The 15,948-nt window shown below is 55.8% G+C and carries 18 protein-coding genes; 8 read left to right on the top strand and 10 right to left on the bottom strand.

The features are described 5' to 3' along the window. The 3 genes from ACOSYY_RS16715 to ACOSYY_RS16705 form a co-directional block, all read right to left on the bottom strand. The coding region (locus tag ACOSYY_RS16715) for an efflux RND transporter permease subunit (protein WP_421663907.1) at positions 1-1,918 on the bottom strand (1,918 nt) is incomplete at its 3' end. A 3-nt stretch (positions 1,919-1,921) separates the two neighbouring features. After that, positions 1,922-3,088, bottom strand: a complete 1,167-nt coding sequence (locus ACOSYY_RS16710) for an efflux RND transporter periplasmic adaptor subunit (RefSeq protein ID WP_421663906.1) — start codon at positions 3,086-3,088, stop codon at positions 1,922-1,924. 162 nt (positions 3,089-3,250) lie between these two features. Then, positions 3,251-3,718, bottom strand: a complete 468-nt coding sequence (locus tag ACOSYY_RS16705) for a cupredoxin domain-containing protein (protein ID WP_421663905.1) — start codon at positions 3,716-3,718, stop codon at positions 3,251-3,253. 395 nt (positions 3,719-4,113) lie between these two features. Here ACOSYY_RS16705 and ACOSYY_RS16700 point away from each other — a divergent pair, with 395 nt between their 5' ends. From ACOSYY_RS16700 to ACOSYY_RS16670, 7 genes are read left to right on the top strand one after another with little or no spacing between them, the layout of a single operon-like run. Beyond that, positions 4,114-4,800, top strand: coding sequence for a hypothetical protein (locus ACOSYY_RS16700; RefSeq protein WP_421663903.1), 687 nt, complete (start codon positions 4,114-4,116; stop codon positions 4,798-4,800). Between the two features lie 56 nt (positions 4,801-4,856). Then, entirely contained in the window at positions 4,857-5,279 is a 423-nt protein-coding gene (locus ACOSYY_RS16695; RefSeq protein WP_421663901.1) for a DUF2934 domain-containing protein, read from the top strand. A gap of 36 nt (positions 5,280-5,315) precedes the next feature. Further along, positions 5,316-5,699: a YtxH domain-containing protein gene (locus ACOSYY_RS16690; protein WP_421663900.1), complete on the top strand. Its 384-nt coding sequence runs from the start codon at positions 5,316-5,318 to the stop codon at positions 5,697-5,699. Between the two features lie 28 nt (positions 5,700-5,727). After that, positions 5,728-6,039: a BON domain-containing protein gene (locus ACOSYY_RS16685; protein ID WP_421663898.1), complete on the top strand. Its 312-nt coding sequence runs from the start codon at positions 5,728-5,730 to the stop codon at positions 6,037-6,039. A 58-nt stretch (positions 6,040-6,097) separates the two neighbouring features. Beyond that, on the top strand, positions 6,098-6,859 hold the full coding sequence (locus ACOSYY_RS16680) for a metallophosphoesterase family protein (protein WP_421663896.1): 762 nt from the start codon (positions 6,098-6,100) through the stop codon (positions 6,857-6,859). Continuing rightward, positions 6,856-7,737: a nucleotidyltransferase domain-containing protein gene (locus ACOSYY_RS16675; RefSeq protein ID WP_421663895.1), complete on the top strand. Its 882-nt coding sequence runs from the start codon at positions 6,856-6,858 to the stop codon at positions 7,735-7,737. Before ACOSYY_RS16680 ends, ACOSYY_RS16675 begins: the two co-directional genes overlap by 4 nt. Positions 7,738-7,794: 57 nt before the next feature. Beyond that, complete coding sequence (locus tag ACOSYY_RS16670) at positions 7,795-8,244, top strand: DoxX family protein (RefSeq protein ID WP_421663893.1); 450 nt, start codon at positions 7,795-7,797, stop codon at positions 8,242-8,244. 43 nt (positions 8,245-8,287) lie between these two features. Here the strand turns inward: ACOSYY_RS16670 and ACOSYY_RS16665 are convergent, their stop codons facing one another. Then, positions 8,288-9,766 (bottom strand): tetratricopeptide repeat-containing S1 family peptidase, encoded by a 1,479-nt coding sequence (locus ACOSYY_RS16665; RefSeq protein WP_421663891.1) that lies wholly within the window; start codon positions 9,764-9,766, stop codon positions 8,288-8,290. A 389-nt stretch (positions 9,767-10,155) separates the two neighbouring features. Further along, positions 10,156-10,572 (bottom strand): TraR/DksA family transcriptional regulator, encoded by a 417-nt coding sequence (locus tag ACOSYY_RS16660; RefSeq protein ID WP_421663889.1) that lies wholly within the window; start codon positions 10,570-10,572, stop codon positions 10,156-10,158. A 475-nt stretch (positions 10,573-11,047) separates the two neighbouring features. Here ACOSYY_RS16660 and ACOSYY_RS16655 point away from each other — a divergent pair, with 475 nt between their 5' ends. Next, entirely contained in the window at positions 11,048-11,707 is a 660-nt protein-coding gene (locus ACOSYY_RS16655) for an endonuclease/exonuclease/phosphatase family protein (protein ID WP_421663887.1), read from the top strand. 49 nt (positions 11,708-11,756) lie between these two features. Here the strand turns inward: ACOSYY_RS16655 and ACOSYY_RS16650 are convergent, their stop codons facing one another. From ACOSYY_RS16650 to ACOSYY_RS16630, 5 genes are all read right to left on the bottom strand, one after another. Further along, positions 11,757-12,407, bottom strand: coding sequence for a superoxide dismutase (locus ACOSYY_RS16650; protein WP_421663885.1), 651 nt, complete (start codon positions 12,405-12,407; stop codon positions 11,757-11,759). Between the two features lie 362 nt (positions 12,408-12,769). Beyond that, positions 12,770-13,153, bottom strand: a complete 384-nt coding sequence (locus tag ACOSYY_RS16645; protein WP_421663883.1) for a four-helix bundle copper-binding protein — start codon at positions 13,151-13,153, stop codon at positions 12,770-12,772. 93 nt (positions 13,154-13,246) lie between these two features. Further along, positions 13,247-13,732: a DUF6335 family protein gene (locus tag ACOSYY_RS16640; RefSeq protein ID WP_421663881.1), complete on the bottom strand. Its 486-nt coding sequence runs from the start codon at positions 13,730-13,732 to the stop codon at positions 13,247-13,249. 412 nt (positions 13,733-14,144) lie between these two features. Further along, entirely contained in the window at positions 14,145-15,200 is a 1,056-nt protein-coding gene (locus ACOSYY_RS16635) for a hypothetical protein (protein ID WP_421663879.1), read from the bottom strand. A gap of 78 nt (positions 15,201-15,278) precedes the next feature. Next, positions 15,279-15,948, bottom strand: a 670-nt coding sequence (locus ACOSYY_RS16630) for an AI-2E family transporter (RefSeq protein ID WP_421663877.1), incomplete at its 5' end; no start/stop codon positions are given.

Genomic DNA, 15,948 nt, shown 5'->3' with positions numbered 1-15,948 from the left:
ATTCGTCCATTGGTTTGAGCAAGACGACCGGATCGCTCGCGTTCGGTTCCTGTGGATCGTTGCCGATCTCGGAGCGGCCGATTTTTGAGACCACTTTGGTGACTTCAGGAAATTCCAGAACGGCCCGCTGCATGTCCTTTTCGATTTGTATGGACTCTTCCAGAGAGATGCTGGGATGGCGGATGGTTTGAGGAGTAATGGCGACCTCATTGAGGGTCGGGATGAATTCTCCGCCGAGAAAGGGGAAGAGGGCCAGACTGCCGGCCAACATGAGTCCGGCGATGATGAGCAGAAGGGGTCGATGCGCGAATGCCCATTCCAACATGGGGCGATACCCTTTTTTAGTCCATCGCACCAAAAAAGGGTCGCTGTCTGAGTCGCCCCGTAAAAGCAAGAGACACAGCACCGGTGATAACGTGAACGACAACAACAGAGATACGAACAGCGCCATCATGATGGTGAGAGCCAGAGGGCCGAACATTTTGCCTTCCATGCCCACGAGCCCCAGAATCGGCAGAAAGGTCAACGCAATGATTAATTCCCCGAACAGGCTTGGACCGAGAACCTCCGCCACGCCTTTCGTGACGATTGGAACGCGGCCTTGAATGGATCGACGGGCTTCTTCCGAGGCCTCCGACAGGTGTCGAGAGACATTTTCGACCTGAATGATGGCGGCGTCCGTGATCATAGCCAAGGAAATGACCATGCCTCCAAGCGACATCAAATTGGCCGACAAATCATAGTAACGCATGACGATAAAGGTGCCGAGCGGCACCACGATGAGGACAATCGTGACGGCCAGCGCGCCACGAATATTGCCCAAGTACAGGTACAGGACGATCACGACAAAGATGATCCCTTCAATGAGCGCCTTGTACACGGTATGCAAGGCGGCATTGATCAATTCCATACGGTCGTAAAACGGTACGATGCGAAGGCCGCCGGGCAGAATATGCTTGTCGTGGATTTCATCGATTTTATCCTTGACCGCTTGGACCACCTCCCGCGCATTGCCGCCCCGGAGCATGAGAACAAGGCCGCTCACCACCTCCCGAGAGCCGTTCAGGACTGTTGCGCCATGTCGCACGGCATGACCGAATCGCACCTCGGCGACATCGCGCACGTATACCGGCGTGCCGTGAACCTCCCGCAAGATGATGTTGCCGATGTCTTCAAGGGTGCGAATCAGTCCGATGCCGCGAACGATATACTTTTCTTCGTCCTTTTCGAGAATATTCCCTCCGGCATTGGCGTTGTTTTTTTTCGCGGCGTCAAAAACATCGTGAAGAGCGAGGTCATACTTTCGAAGCAGACCCGGATCGACGATGATCTGGTACTGTTTCACGTAGCCGCCCATCGAGTTGACATCTACGACGTCCGGCAGCCCTTTGAGCAAAGGACGGATGACCCAATCCACCAACGTTCGCCGTTCGGTTAATTCTTCGATGGTCGGCTGGTACCCCGATTCGTTATCGTGCGGTCCATCCAGATAAAATTGATAGACCTCTCCCAGGCCGGTATAGTTGGGCACAAGTTGAGATGTGGCGCCGGGCGGCAGCAAATCTTGAACCTCGAGAACCCGCTCCAGGACGATCTGACGCGCCAAATAAATATCAATGTCGTCCCGGAAGACGACCGTGATGATGGATGCTCCCACTTTGGAAAACGACCGAATGTCCGTCAGGCCGGGAGCGCCGCGCAGTTGCAATTCAATCGGAAAGGTGACGAAGCGCTCAATTTCCGCGGGTGATAGCCCCTCCGCTTTGGTGACGACTTGTATCAGAATAGTCGTCACGTCCGGAAAGGCGTCGATTGGAATGGTCTTGAATGCGTACAGACCACCGGCAGAGAGGCCCGCCGTGAAGATGAGAATGAGCACTCGTTGTCGGAGGAAGAATGTGAGCAGAGGAATGAGCATGAATTATAGCTGATCGCCCATTAATTCCGACTTCAGGATGAACCCGCCGCTCGTTACGATCTGCTCTCCTTCACGAAGACCCTCGACAATCGTGACTTGTTTCCCGTTGGAATCGCCCAATCTGACATCACGAGCTTCGAACCTGTGTGAATCGAGTTGAACGAACACGAAGTGTCTGTCCCGGTCGCGTTGAACCGCGTTCTCCGGCACCGCCAACACGTCGCGCGTCGGTGTGGAGTACACTCGAACAGTCGCGTACATCTCGGGCTTCAACATGTGATCCGGATTCGGCAGTTCGATGCGGAGATTCATCGTCCGGGTGGCCACGTCGAGGACATCGCCGACGTACGTCACCTTGCCGCGCAATACCTCATTCGGATAGGCATTGAGCCGCACTTCGACGTAGCGCTCCCCGTCGGTTCGTTCGGAATGGCGAATGAAAGGAATATCTTTTTCGGGAATGTTCGCCAATACCCAGACTTTCGAGAGATCGGCGATGGTAAACAGATGATGTGTCACCTCCACGACTTCGCCTTTGGTCAAATTGCGGAAGATGATGCGGCCGCCGAAAGGCGCGGTGATCGGGATATTCGAGCGGATTTTTTGATCTCGATCAAGCTGATCGATCTGATCGTCGGTCATGCCGAGGAGACGAAGACGGTCTTGCGCTTCCCGGCGTTCGGCTCGTGCGCTCAACATTTCCCCTTTGCGACGCTGGAGTTCCGCCAGAGCAATGACTTTTTCTTCCAAAAGCGTTTGAGCCCGCTCAAACGCTTGTTCCGTCACGTACAGTCTCGCGCCGGACTTCAAATACGACGACTGCGCCATGCCAAGCTCGCCGCTATACAGCATGGCCAGCACATCTCCCCCTTTTACTTCCTGCCCGAAATCGGCGAATACATCAACGACGCGTCCTCTGACGAGAGCGGTGATCTGAGCCGTGGCATGATGATTGGGGGTCACGGTTGCGGGAAACTCACGATGCACCCTGAAATCGCCACTGGTTACCGAGCGGACGACGATTTCTCCACTCTGTATTTCCTCGGTGGTCAGATGGACAATACCTGCTTGCGGTCTGGCATCAGGAGCACGTGTGTTGCCTGAGTCGGCACGATTGTCACTACACCCTGTGAGCAGCAGTGCCAGCATAATGCAGGAAGAGAATCGCATGATCGTGTCGTTAGAAGAGAGGCGTGATGCCACCGATTACTGTCATGCTCGCCTATAAATGAACACCAGACACACGATGACGCTCAACAGCTTCACAGAGACCTCCTGTGCCGTTATCGACCATCCTGTTCAGTGTGTCGAAGCACGATAATACTTTCCGTATCAATCCGTATCAATAGATGGTGCAACGGCGGCGGATTCGTCCTGCGCGAATGGACGCTCTGAAAGCGTTCTTACCTGAACCTGCCCGGATTCGGCGATATTTCCGTTGCGAAGCTCCATATGGACGATATAGCGGATCGTCCCGGGTTTGTAAAAACACAGGCTGGAGCTCTCGTTTGGTTGGAGATCGGTGTCCGCTCCGCTATAAAAGTGTCCGCCAAAGTTACTGCGGCACGATAACTTGTCCAATACATAGTCTAAAAAAGTAATTCGCACCGGTGTCATCGTCTTGTTCGTCCAACGGATTTCATCTCCCGCATCGATCTGAATGGCAGTGGCCGACAACCGATCTCTGATTACGATATCTTTCACTTCGCCGCTGCGTGAGAATCCCGGTAAGCTTTGGCAGGCCGAGAGCATTGCGGACATCAGTAAAAGCAATGGAAGTACGGTCCCGTCATCTTTCATCGTAAGGACTCACATATCTTTCATCATGACATGGATACCCCCGAGGGCTCACTCGGTGCATCCCTGTGCATGCCGAAATGCGCAAACCTAGGCGGTCTCCTAGTTAATGATCGATGGCACGTCGGTTAAGGTGAAACATGGTGAATGACATGTATGCCTTGGAATCGAGTCACGCGAAAGGCGCGTCACATGTGGAGGACGGCCTCGTATTTGTGCGACGGCTGGCCCCAGGTTGTTGGGCGTTCACAACTGATCACCACGTCTACTACATTCATCGGAGAACAAGACGCCGAGTGCTTCCGCGTGGGGCGCGCATCCTGAATTGCCGTGACCCACGGTCTTCCGATTAAGGATTGCGTAGGCGCAGGAATGTGTGCAAGGAGGAGATAAAGGTCATGGAACCGATAAGAATCAAAGCTAAAGTGAAAGAAGGACATAGAATCCTCGCATTCATGTGTGTCGGCATCACCATTGTCTCAGGGCATGGGATCGCGATAGGCGCAGAAGGCAAACAAGGCGTTTCGAAGGGCGAAACGAGTCAGCAAATGGGCCAACAAGGGCTGGGCGTTGAAGGGGCGTCGTCGTCACCGATCCTCGCCGGGCCTGAAATAATTGTCGGTTCCATCAAAAAGATACAGGGCGAAGAATACACAATCGAAGGAGACCGCGGGCAGAATGTACGCATTCGTGTCACCACCGACACGAACAAGGTCTGTCCCTCCGGCGATCAGGCCAAAGTATCATCAGGGCAGGAAGGAGTTCGGGAACGTGCGGAAGTTCCTCCAACACCATATATGCAACAGCAATCTCGTGAACAAAAAGGCCAATCTCGGCAAACCGAGCAGACCGATCGACAAGATTTACAGCAGCATGCGACCGCGCCCCCTTCACGTGATCCGTCTCAAAACAAAACGACGATGGGTTCCACGGATCCGCGTGCCAATGAGGATGTGGCCCGCGGCTCCGGATTCTTGGTCGGCCAATGCGCATTCAAAGAAGGTGACCATGTCCGAGTCGAGGCTTCCGACATGGGAACTGCGACGACGATCAAGCAATTGTTATCGGCGCAAAGCACGCAGTAGGGTGGAAATAGAAATGTCCCTGAACTAGCAGCCGACCAGCGAGAGGAGAGAGGGTCATGGCGCGGATGCCATCGGAAAAAAACAAAAAAAGAGCATCGGAAAAAGGAGAAGAAACAAAGGCGGCAAAGTCGGCCGGGAGATCCGAGAAGGAAGCGCGGGATCCGGCGGTACGGAAGCGGATCGGGCCGGAGTTCAGCGCCGGATCTCGCAAACGTGAGGCTCCCCAACCACTCTCGCCGATGAGACTACACGAGGACGAATCGAGAGAGAAAGACCCTGTTGGGGATTGGCATGAATCACAAAATCTTTTTCAAGGGATGATGTCCAACGGTAGTGGGGCGGTAGAGTCAGATTCGGCCACTCACCGCCGAATCGCGGAGCGGGCGTTTATTCTGTTTCAAGAGAACGGTTGTGAACACGGCAACGACTGGTCTCACTGGTTTGAAGCGGAACGGCTGATTAAAGATAGTCGAGTGTAGGCACAATTCAAGGTCAATGCCAAAGGAGGCGATATTATGCGCAACGGAAATTACTACGATGAAAGAACCGGGGACGCCGCGGGATGGTCCGCTTTTATGGCCGGAGCCTTGATCGGGGCCGGCGTGGCGCTGCTGTTTGCTCCTCAGCGGGGATCGGAGCTGCGCGGTCTGTTGCGCGACTACGCCAATCGCGCGACGGACGATCTAGTGGAGAAGGGCCATGAGGCATGGGATACCGCGGTGGAGCGGGGAAGAGAATATTATGATAGGGGGGAAGAGGTCATTCGAGATGCCGGGCGATCAGCTAAGGAATATGCCAAACAGGGGCAAGAAGCCGTGAAGGATGCCGGACGTTCGGCCAAAGAATTTGCCAAACAAGCACAAGACGTGGCCCGCGAGCCAGGACGTTCAGCTCTATAGGTCGACGACAGATCACATGGAGGACCTCATGCGAAGGTCCGTGCTCACCCTGGCACTGGGGGTTGTCGGTTTGCTTGCCGCCTGCCAAGCTACGACAGGGAAAACGGTTTCGCAGACCATGAATGATCCTTCGATCACCGCGGCGGTGCAGAGTAAACTCACAGCCGACCGGACCTCGAATTTCACCCGTGTGGATGTCGACACGGAGCAAGGTGTCGTGCACTTGAGCGGCGTGGTTAAGACATCGGAGCAGAAAACCCGCGCGGAAAAACTTGCGGGTCAGGTCGACGGCGTTAAACGCGTCACGAATAACCTCAAAATCCAGGCGGCCGGGCAGTAGGCCCGGCCGAGGCGCGGTCACAAATCCGATGCCAAGGGGGCCGGATTCCTCCACTATTATGGCGGACAATGCGAAGTTAAGAATCGGCGCCGTGGGCGATTTGCATTGGCCACGGACCGGAGCGGCGGAGCTGCGCAGGTTGCTCACGCAGTTGGGAGAGCTGTCGGATGTCGTTCTGCTGTGCGGGGACATTACCGATTACGGCAGGCCGGAAGAAGCGCTGCAGTGTGTGGATCACCTTTCTATTCTGAAGGGCATCCCCATTTTGGCCGTATTAGGCAACCACGATTACGAATGCGGGCAGGCCGACCGCGTGGCCGACATCTTGGAGCGGAACGGCGGCGTCCGAGTCCTCGATGGCACGGCGGTGGAAGTGCGAGGGGTGGGATTTGCCGGGGTCAAGGGGTTTGCCGGAGGCTTCGGCGATCGGTTGCTGCAGCCGTGGGGTGAAACGGTGATCAAACAGTTTGTGCATGAAGCGGCCGAGGAAGCCATTAAGTTGGAATCGGCGCTGGCAAAACTCACGACACCGGCGCGCGTGGTGCTTCTTCATTATGCTCCCATCGTGGACACCGTGCTCGGGGAAGCTCCGGAAATTATCCCGTTTCTAGGGACCAGCCGATTGGAAGCACCCATCAACCGCTACGGTGTCAGGGCGGTGTTTCACGGGCACGCCCATCACGGTACTGTGGAAGGCCGAACCAGGGACGGGATCCCTGTGTACAACGTCGCGCTTCCTGTACTTCGTCGCACAGCACCGGCGAAGGCACCCGTGCGGGTCCTTCAGGTTCCGATTCCAAGACCGGTGGAGTTGACATGAGCTCTCGCGAGGTTTTGCCCGATCAATCCACGGAACATCTGTACCGGCTCGGATTACAAGATTTGCAGCGGTCCAGAATTCCCTTCCTGGTGGGCGGTGCATTTGCCCTGGAGATCTATACGGGCGCGGTTCGGCGGACTAAGGATCTCGATGTCTTCGTGCTCCGGCAGGATGTGGACGGACTCATGCGATTCCTCGCCGATGCGGGGTACGAGACCCAGGTGCGGTTTCCGCATTGGATCAGTAAGGCCCGCAAAAACGACCATGTCATCGACATTATTTTCGGGTCGGGGAATGGGATTTGCGCGGTCGATGAAAAATGGTTCGGCGCGGCGCCGATCGCGGCGGTTCTGGGCGAGCGAGTCCGGCTGGTGCCCGTGGAAGAAATGATCTGGTCGAAAGCTTTCATCATGGAGCGTGACCGTTATGATGGGGCCGACGTCGCGCATCTGTTGCATGCGCGATTCGAACGGTTGGATTGGGGACGGTTGTTGTGGAGGTTCGATCGTCATTGGCGCGTGTTGTTCAGCCATCTCATTTTGTTCGGTTTCGTTTACCCAGGGCGCCGCTTACACGTTCCTCATTGGTTGATGCGTGAACTCATACAGCGGCTTGATATGGAAATGCAGACCATGCCGTCGGAACGCGATATCTGTCAGGGAACGTTGCTGTCCTGGGGCCAATATCTGGACCACATCGAACGCGGGGAGTACAAGGATGCTCGTCACCGTCCACGGGGATCGATGACGGTCGGCGACACGGCATTCGTGACCGAGCGATTTCATGAAGAACAAGAAGGAAGTCCAGGCGGCCAGACGCATGCGACCGGCTCCGCGCGGCGCAATGGGCAGCCGGAGTTGTCGAAGCCCGCGGCATGAACAGGGCGGTCACGGAATAACATCGCGGCTCGATATGCCAAAAAGGGATGGTGTCACATGATGAATGATAAGGCGTATGTCACTCTCGTCGGGCGGGTATTGATCGGTTTGATCTTTGTGATGTCGGGTGTCAACAAGATTGCCGATCCCCAGGGGACGCAGCAGTATATGGCTGCGATGGGCATCACGACCGCGACAACATTTTTATACGCGGGAGCTGTTTTCGTGGAAGTGGCCGGTGGATTGTCGGTGTTGCTTGGAGTGTGGGCAAAATGGGGTGCTGCGGCGCTCATCGTCTTCATGATACCGACCACTCTGATGTTCCATATGAACTTCGGCGATCAGAATCAGACCATTCACTTTATGAAGAACCTCGCAATGATCGGCGGACTCCTCTATGTGGCCATTTACGGATCGGGACGATTGAGCGTCGATCGCGGAAGGTCCTGGAGGGACCAGGATGTCGAACCTGAAGAACCCTTCCTCAAGAAGGTGGTGCATCAATAGGGATGTTCCCACGCTCCGCAAACCATCCCATCGGGCCCATGTCCTATTTGATATGATCGCTCGGGCTGGTGGTGCTGCTGACTGTTTGGTGTGTCCCTGATGCGCGGGCCCCAGCCAGGCTCAAGTTGAAATCATCGGCGGCCTGCGCGGGTGGCGCCTGGAGGCGATTTCTCAGTTGGCTTGCGCGATGACGTATGCGAGTAATGAGACCCTCTTCGGCCGGAATTCCATTGGACAGTTGACTCAGCGCGCGTTCCCACACGGCCAATGCCCCGGTCAACTCCCCGCGCCGTTCGAGTTCAATGCCGAGTTGGTAGGCCGCGAGTGAGGAAGAAGACGGACAATGGGCGGCGACCTGAAACACTCTCCTGGCCTCTCGACTATCACCCTGTTCGGACATTGTACTCCCGAGGCCGAGCAGGGCTCTTGAATAACAAGGATCTTGCTGCAAGGCCTTTCGGTAGAACGTTTCCGCCTTGTCAAATCGTCGCTGCTGCTGCTGAAGATCGCCGGCGTCAGTCAAGAGTCTCAGATCGTCGGGCATGAGCTCCAAAGCCAGTTCATACCTCTCCCATGCATCATCGACGTTGCCCTTCGAAGCCAATGCTCGTCCAAGGTCATGCAAAATATCCGGCCGATTGGATTCGAGCAGTAATGCCGACTCATAGTGCCGGATCGCCATATCCAGGAGGTCGGAATCCTTCCGAATGACGTCGGTCATCAGTTGTAGCAAATGGGCGGTCGTCACGAATCCGGCGGACGCGGTCGGCTTCGGCATAGTGCGTTGTGTTTGACCGGTTGGCTTATCCGGCCCGTCCCCCGGGAAATAATCGGCGCCAAGCCATTCGCGAATTCTGGCCGATGGAATGCAATAACTCAAGCCTGCTCGTAACATGACGCGTCCGATCGACTCACCCTGCACATTCTTGGCTGTTTCCAGATATGGAACGGTATGCACGACGAGTCCGAGAACATGCCCGGACGCGGCCGAGACGAGCGGACCGCCACTGCTTCCCGCATTCATGAGCCCGGTGATGTGAAGAAAGGGCAGGGGCCGGTGGGCGATGCGGGATTGCCCCATCGCTTCTCCGCTCACCGTCACGGGAAACACCGTCGGATGGATCGTTAACCCCATCTGAAGCACATCCGGCAAGCGGGGATATCCGATGGTCACGGCGGCCATTCCGTCTTCCGGTGTCTCCTTCGCCAAGGATAAATATGGTACGGGATGAGTGTAAGTGAGCCGCAACGCGGCAAGATCGAGGTCAGGATCCACCGCTACGATCTCCGGAGTTGGTGTCTGGCCGTCGGTCGCCCCATAGACCAAGATACGGGTGGATTCATGGATGACATGTGCGTTGGTAAGCAACAAACCATCTGGAGAGATGAATACGCCGCTGCCAAAGGAGAGGGCATGTGCTTCATCATCGATACCGATGACGAGCGCTGTGGCTTCCTTGCCGGAACGGTAGAGATCGACTGCCGTCAACCCCCAGGCTGGCCATGCAGTGAATAGGCCCACGCCGACTAAAAGGGTACGGATGGCGTGAAAACCGTAAAGATTATAGAGTCCTGCGAGTGTAATGGTGCCCCTCGACGCGACGAGTGCACTTTACACTAAGCAGGTATGGTGAATAAAGCGAGTAGAATTTCATAAATAGAATCCTAGTGAAACTAGGCGAACCCCTGGTCAAGCCTAATCGTCAAAGGGGGCAGAAGCGCTTCTCAAGGCAACACGCCGACATCTTGATACGGTAGTTGCCTTACGATGGCTTTCCCCGCCCGAGTTCCCCGGAATTCCATGCGGACGAGGGAGAGCCATGTCTCAAAGTCCCCGGTTCGATGATGCCGCTTCTCCTTCAGTCTTCCCAATGTAGCGCTTAGAAAGGGACAAGGACACGCGTCGCAAGACTACATGTCGCTCCGATCTTCTTGCCGCGCAATTTTCTCCAGCACTTCGGCCTGATGTTGGCACGACAGGCAACGTTTTGCGAAGGGAAGGGCTTTCAGACGCCCTGGGTTTATCTCGGCACCGCAATCTTCGCACAAGCCGTACTCTCCATCGTCCAGTCGGCGGAGCGCCGTATCCAGCATCATGCGGGTGCGGTTTCGGGATTCCAACAATGATAATTGCTGTTCTGCCGTGCTGTCGCGAAGAGACATGTCTTCAAGATCGAGCACGGAATCATTGTGTGTCGTGGAGTAGTGTTCCCGATGCTGAGCCAAGAGCTCGTTGATTTGCTGCTGAACAGCCGACCGTTTATCGAGCAGCATCGTTCGAAGCTTCTCAGCCGATGTGGAAGTAGGTTCAACGAGTGTCTTGGCCATGATCAAGCTCCTCCGTGTTTAAGTTTGAATCGATGACAGTATTTTTCGTGATCTGCAAAAGTGAGACCGCCGCTTGTTATCGTTCGCATGCTTGCCGAAACGAAAAATCTAGGATCAATCCCCTCGCAAAACATCAGTTTTCAGAAAGCGATCCGCTGATTTATTTCTTCGTCCAGCGACGAGGCATGTCCATAACGATGAAAGGAGGACAAATTGTCCTCTTGAAGGAGCATAATTCCAAACCGATGTCGTTAAAAGTGTGCAAGGTGTCCTAGCCAATAGGTCTTGACGCCAATGGGCATTACGATTGCACTTTGCTGAGTCACGCGGCAATTTCCTAGGAAGAGGTGGTGCGGACAGTTCAGTCATCGTTCTAGAGCAAAGGACATATGTTTCGCCTAAACAACAAACAAGGGTCGGTACAAGCCGCTGACGCTTCAGCGCGCAGGCCGTCCGTTTCTTCATCGTCGTCACCATGCGCCTCACGGTAGCCACGTATAATGTGCACCGCTGCATCGGATGGGATGGCCGGCACAGCCGCGAACGTATCCTTGCGGTGCTGCAGGAATTGCAAGCCGATCTCATTGCCCTCCAAGAAGTAGATGAAGAAGATACCTTGCAATGGTTGGCCGCTCGCTTGAGCATGACCGCGATCGCCGGGCCCAATTTACGGCGTCACGGCGCATACGGCAACGGCGTGCTGACGACCTGCAAGCTGGGAGAACTCCGCTTAGTCGATCTCAGCTTCCGTACCCATGAACCTCGCGGCGCCATCGATGTCGACGTGATGTGCGGCGACGACAGAATCCAGGTTATTGCGACACATCTCGGTTTACGGCCGAGCGAGAGGCGCTGGCAAGTGCGCGAGCTCCTTAAACGGTTCGGGACACGCCATTGTATTCTGATGGGCGACATCAATGAATGGTTCTTATGGGGACGGCCTCTTCGGTGGATTACCAAGATTTTCGGGCACACGCCTTCGCCCCAATCGTTTCCTTCGCCCAGGCCTATTTTTGCCCTCGACCGTATCTGGATTCGGCCTCCCGGCAGCGTCATCGAAATTCAAGCTCACAAGACAGCCCTCTCGCGCGTGGCTTCGGATCATCTGCCCGTGAGAGCCATTATCGAGTTGTAACCGCAGGACGGCCTCGCTGGAGAGCTTTTCGGCATCCCCGAAAAATCGGTCACGTCAGCGCCGGGATGGATGTCGACACGATGGTGCGTTCCAGTCGGCGCTCAACGGTCTTCCAGTTGATATTGGAAAAAAAGGCCTCAATGTAGGAGAGCCGTTCCGAAGGCTTATAATCGAGGATGAAGGCATGCTCCCACACATCCATGACCAGCACGGGAACGAAGCCCGCCACATTGCCGGTTTCATGCAGCGTAATCCAATGATTGGTGAGTCTGCCGTTGTAGGGATTGAGGTAACAGACGGCCCAGCCGACCCCCCGCATTTTTCCCACGCCGATGAAGTCACCTCTCCATGCTTCATACGTGCCGAAACTGCTTTCTGCCGCGCGTCTGAACGGGGATTGCGGTCCGGGATCGGCCGATCCGTTGGTCATGAGATTGTCGAAATAGTACTCGTGCAGGACCATCCCGTTGTATTCGAACCCGTATCGCCGTTTGAGCTCAGAGTAGACCGGCATCTCTTCCTGATCGACCGTGCCGTCTTCCACCAGTTGATGAATTCGCGCCGTGAGATTATTCGTCTCCTTGACGTACCCTTCGTAGAGTTTGAAATGCATGGCGAGTGTCCGGTCTGAAATGCCGTGAAGATCATGGAGATCATATGATCGAGGTTCATATTTCCGTTGCAATATTTCTGTGTGCATCGTGCCGCTCCTTCATATGGTTTATGCAATGGCTCATGTTAAGGCAATGGCAATGTTCATTCATAGATGAGATGACTCACATCCGAGAGCGGCCGGGTCAAAACCCGGTAAAGGCGACGGATATGTCGGATTGGGTTTTGGAACAGGAGGTTGAGGAGGCGGAATCGGACCGGACGGTTTAGGACTCGGGTCCGTCGGTCCCGGGCTGGGATCCGTCGGCGGATTGGCTTCATGCGAGCGAACGGCGGCTGCCGCGTCCATGGGCGCGGTGAAGCAGATAAGAAGCAACGTCACCATCGCGCAAAAGCTTCCCACGCGTCTCTCCGTAAGAAAGGGCGCCGATTCTCCAGCTCTCATGCAAGTCATGCCGAGTGAGCCGCCGTCCCCACCATTTCTCGACAGAGATCCGCGCACCGGCGACACTCTTCCGCGCATGGACCGCACATGGCATGTTGCGGCGCATGACGCTCGCACACCTCGGCGCACTCGTCACAAATCTCCGCGCAGAGCCGGCACAGAGACTCGGCCCGCGGTGACGAGCGGCTGATGAATCTTGCGGCGAGGATACAGATATCGGCGCAGTCTCGACAGAGCCGGATACAACGGGTCATCAAATCATTATGGTGTTGATGGTCATGCTGTTCCATGCCGATCATGTCGTCCGCGCAGGCTTCGCAGATTTGCGCGCATGAGAAACAAGCGTTCAGGCAATTCTGATGCTGTTGCGATAGCGTCTTCATTTCCATGATAGTCGGCTCCTTTCCATGATGATGGCGTCCATAAAATCGACTCATTCCTGTCAGTGTCTTTTTCTTGTGAACCTTTACGGCGCGACCCTGTCAAGGCCGGCTGCGTCTTGTTCGCTTCTGACGGCTTGTTTCATTCGCTTGGCCGGGTGGACGTTCGGGCGTGCCGGTTTCGTCAGATGCGAGTATCCGTAATCGTTCCTGATATCCCTCGGAGGAGGCCGGGTTCAGCTCCCATCGCTGCGCATCGCGATCGGCGACTTTATCGCCGAACCGCAGGGGCTCGGCGTCTTCATATGTGATACCCACCGCCTTGCCTAATTCGTCGACCACATCCTGATCCGGGGTAGGGGTCGAACCGCCCACCGCTTCTTCACCGGCGTCCGTTCCACTGCGAGTCGCATCGATATCGCCGCCGGACAATGCTGGGTCCGGCGTGGCCGTATCGGCGTGGCGCGGAGAGACGCTCGGCACAGGTTCCATCGTGTCTTCGGGAAACGCCCCCTCGCCCCCAGTGTCCTCCCCTTCATAATACTGGCGAATCAGAAGATCGGCGTCTATTCGCTTCGGTTTTGACATGGTGTATCCTTCAAATGGGTGCCTGTTCATAAGAATATATGAACAAGTTGAGGTTTCATTTTTCAGTTCCTCGATCAGCCCAAGCCCGCAGCTCCTAAGCGATGCAAGAATTCAATCTGCGTCTCTTCTTGAGGAGATTGTGGCATAGCGACCTTGTAAGTAGGAAAAAGAGGCGTCTCCAAACAGACATATGTAAGACAAAGGGAAAAGATGCTTTCCCGCTGGTTGCCAATGGCAGGGCCCTTTCCTCGTGCCCGGTCCGAGGCTCCAATGTACTCATGCTTATAGGTAAGCTGTACTCGGACATTCCCTAGATTCGTTGCCGCGATTCGGCACGCGGGAGGAACGCCAGCTATCGGTGGGCCTGGTCATCGAAAATGGCCGGGACCTGCACGTGTGTCCCGAGAAGCGGTCATGGGTTTTTGGGGGTGGGCGACCACGATTGCTTGCGGACCGCCGTTTGGATCATGACTTCACGGATGAGGCGTTCCATATGCTGGTTCATAATGAGGATCGTGGCGCGAAGCATATCGAGCATCTGCGCGCGAGCCACCAAATCGGAAGTGGTGTATGAGCCGCCGGAACCGAAAAACAGGTCCCTCCGCTTCTGCTCTATCTTGCTGCCCGGCGTGCCGAGCCGGCCTTCTTGGCGCCAACTCGCCATCAGTTCTTCAAGATACGATTTGCTTTCGGAGCCTTCCGCGACAGGCTGCTTCAACAGCAGCCAGATGGACGGTGGAATGTAGCGAGGTTGATCGGGGTGGAGCCAGACTTCGCTCAAGATGTTGTTGGAGTGCGTAAAGGTTTCTTCGCCTTCCTGATATAAAGCGGTCACGCCCAGAGCCCCCGCCACGAGACCTCCGATAAGCGACGCGAGCCCCTCGGCCGGAGATCCGGCGTCGCTCAAGGTTGCTCCTCCTGCCGCCATGGCGGCGGCGGCGCCGATGATAATCGCCCATAACGTTTGTTGTTTGACCCGAGCCTGCTCACCCGCGCGCAGACGGTCCGCCGCCTGGTAGGTGCGCTCGATTTCGCACGCCGCTTTACCCGCGGTACTGGACACTTCGCTCATGGCGAGCATGATTCTGCCCAACACTTCGTTCCGTACGGTGTTGAGCTGAGTTTGATTGGCCAGCGCGGTGCCTCGCCGTTCTTCCAGAACCTCGATCCGGCTGAGGAGCGGCAGGATTTCGATGGCATGGGCCGCTTGCATGGCACGCCAAGAGAAGCTGTTCGGAGCGCGAGCCTCCGCCATTCGGGCGACCCGATCGTCAGCCGTGTCGATGTCCGTGAGCGATACTCGACGCAGGGCGAGATCGCCATCGGTGGGCGCACAGCGTCGTTCGTCATCTAAATATCGGCGGCGATCGTCGACGCCTGTCGTGAATGCGCAGCCGGTGATCAGGATGCAGACCAGCACTCCTTCAATCAGTTTGGATGCCGACGCGATTGTCGAGCCGATTGCCATCGCAACGTCTCCTCCGCGTGGAGCATCCGCTATGCTCGGCTCATACGCTTTTGATGCCACCCTACCGGACGGCTCCTGTTAGGCCTCACGTACCCATTGAAGCCATCGCGGCCTGACGTATTCCTCAATTAGAACTTTGAGACAAGCCGCCACCGGAATGGCAAAGATCAATCCAAACAGTCCACCGACAGCGCCGCCGATGAAAACGACGATAAGAATGGTCACTGCGCTCATATCCGTGGAATGGCTTTGCAACCATGGAGTCAGAATCCAGCTTTCGATGAATTGCACTATCAAATAGGAGACGCTCGGCCACAAGAGGATGGCCATCCATCCGGTTTCTACGGACTGCCCGGCGGTCACGGCATCGGCATATTTCAGGATGACGGCCAACGGCCACCCAATGGCGGAGAGATATGGCACCAAGGAGGCTAGACCGGTGGCCACTCCCAGGAGGAACCAATAGGGGACATCGGTTAATGCCCAGCCTACCGCATACAACACACCGGTGATGACCGTGATGAGGAAACGTTCAAAGAAAAAGCCTCGCACGGCTGTATCCATTCGACACAAAACATGCAGAGTATGCGGTCGATGCGCAATGGGTATCAAGGGAACGACCGTCCGACTCATGCTTTCAAAATGCCAGGCGAAGAAGAAAAAGTAGATCGGAATCAAGATCGCATAAAGGGCGGCATTGACCGTGATCCCCAGCAGCTGTCCCAGCAGGCCGAAGGCATGACCAGTC

Source organism: Nitrospira sp. BLG_2 (assembly GCF_049222245.1).
Note: the sequence above shows the minus strand (reverse complement) of the source record. Positions and strands in the feature narration are given on the sequence as shown.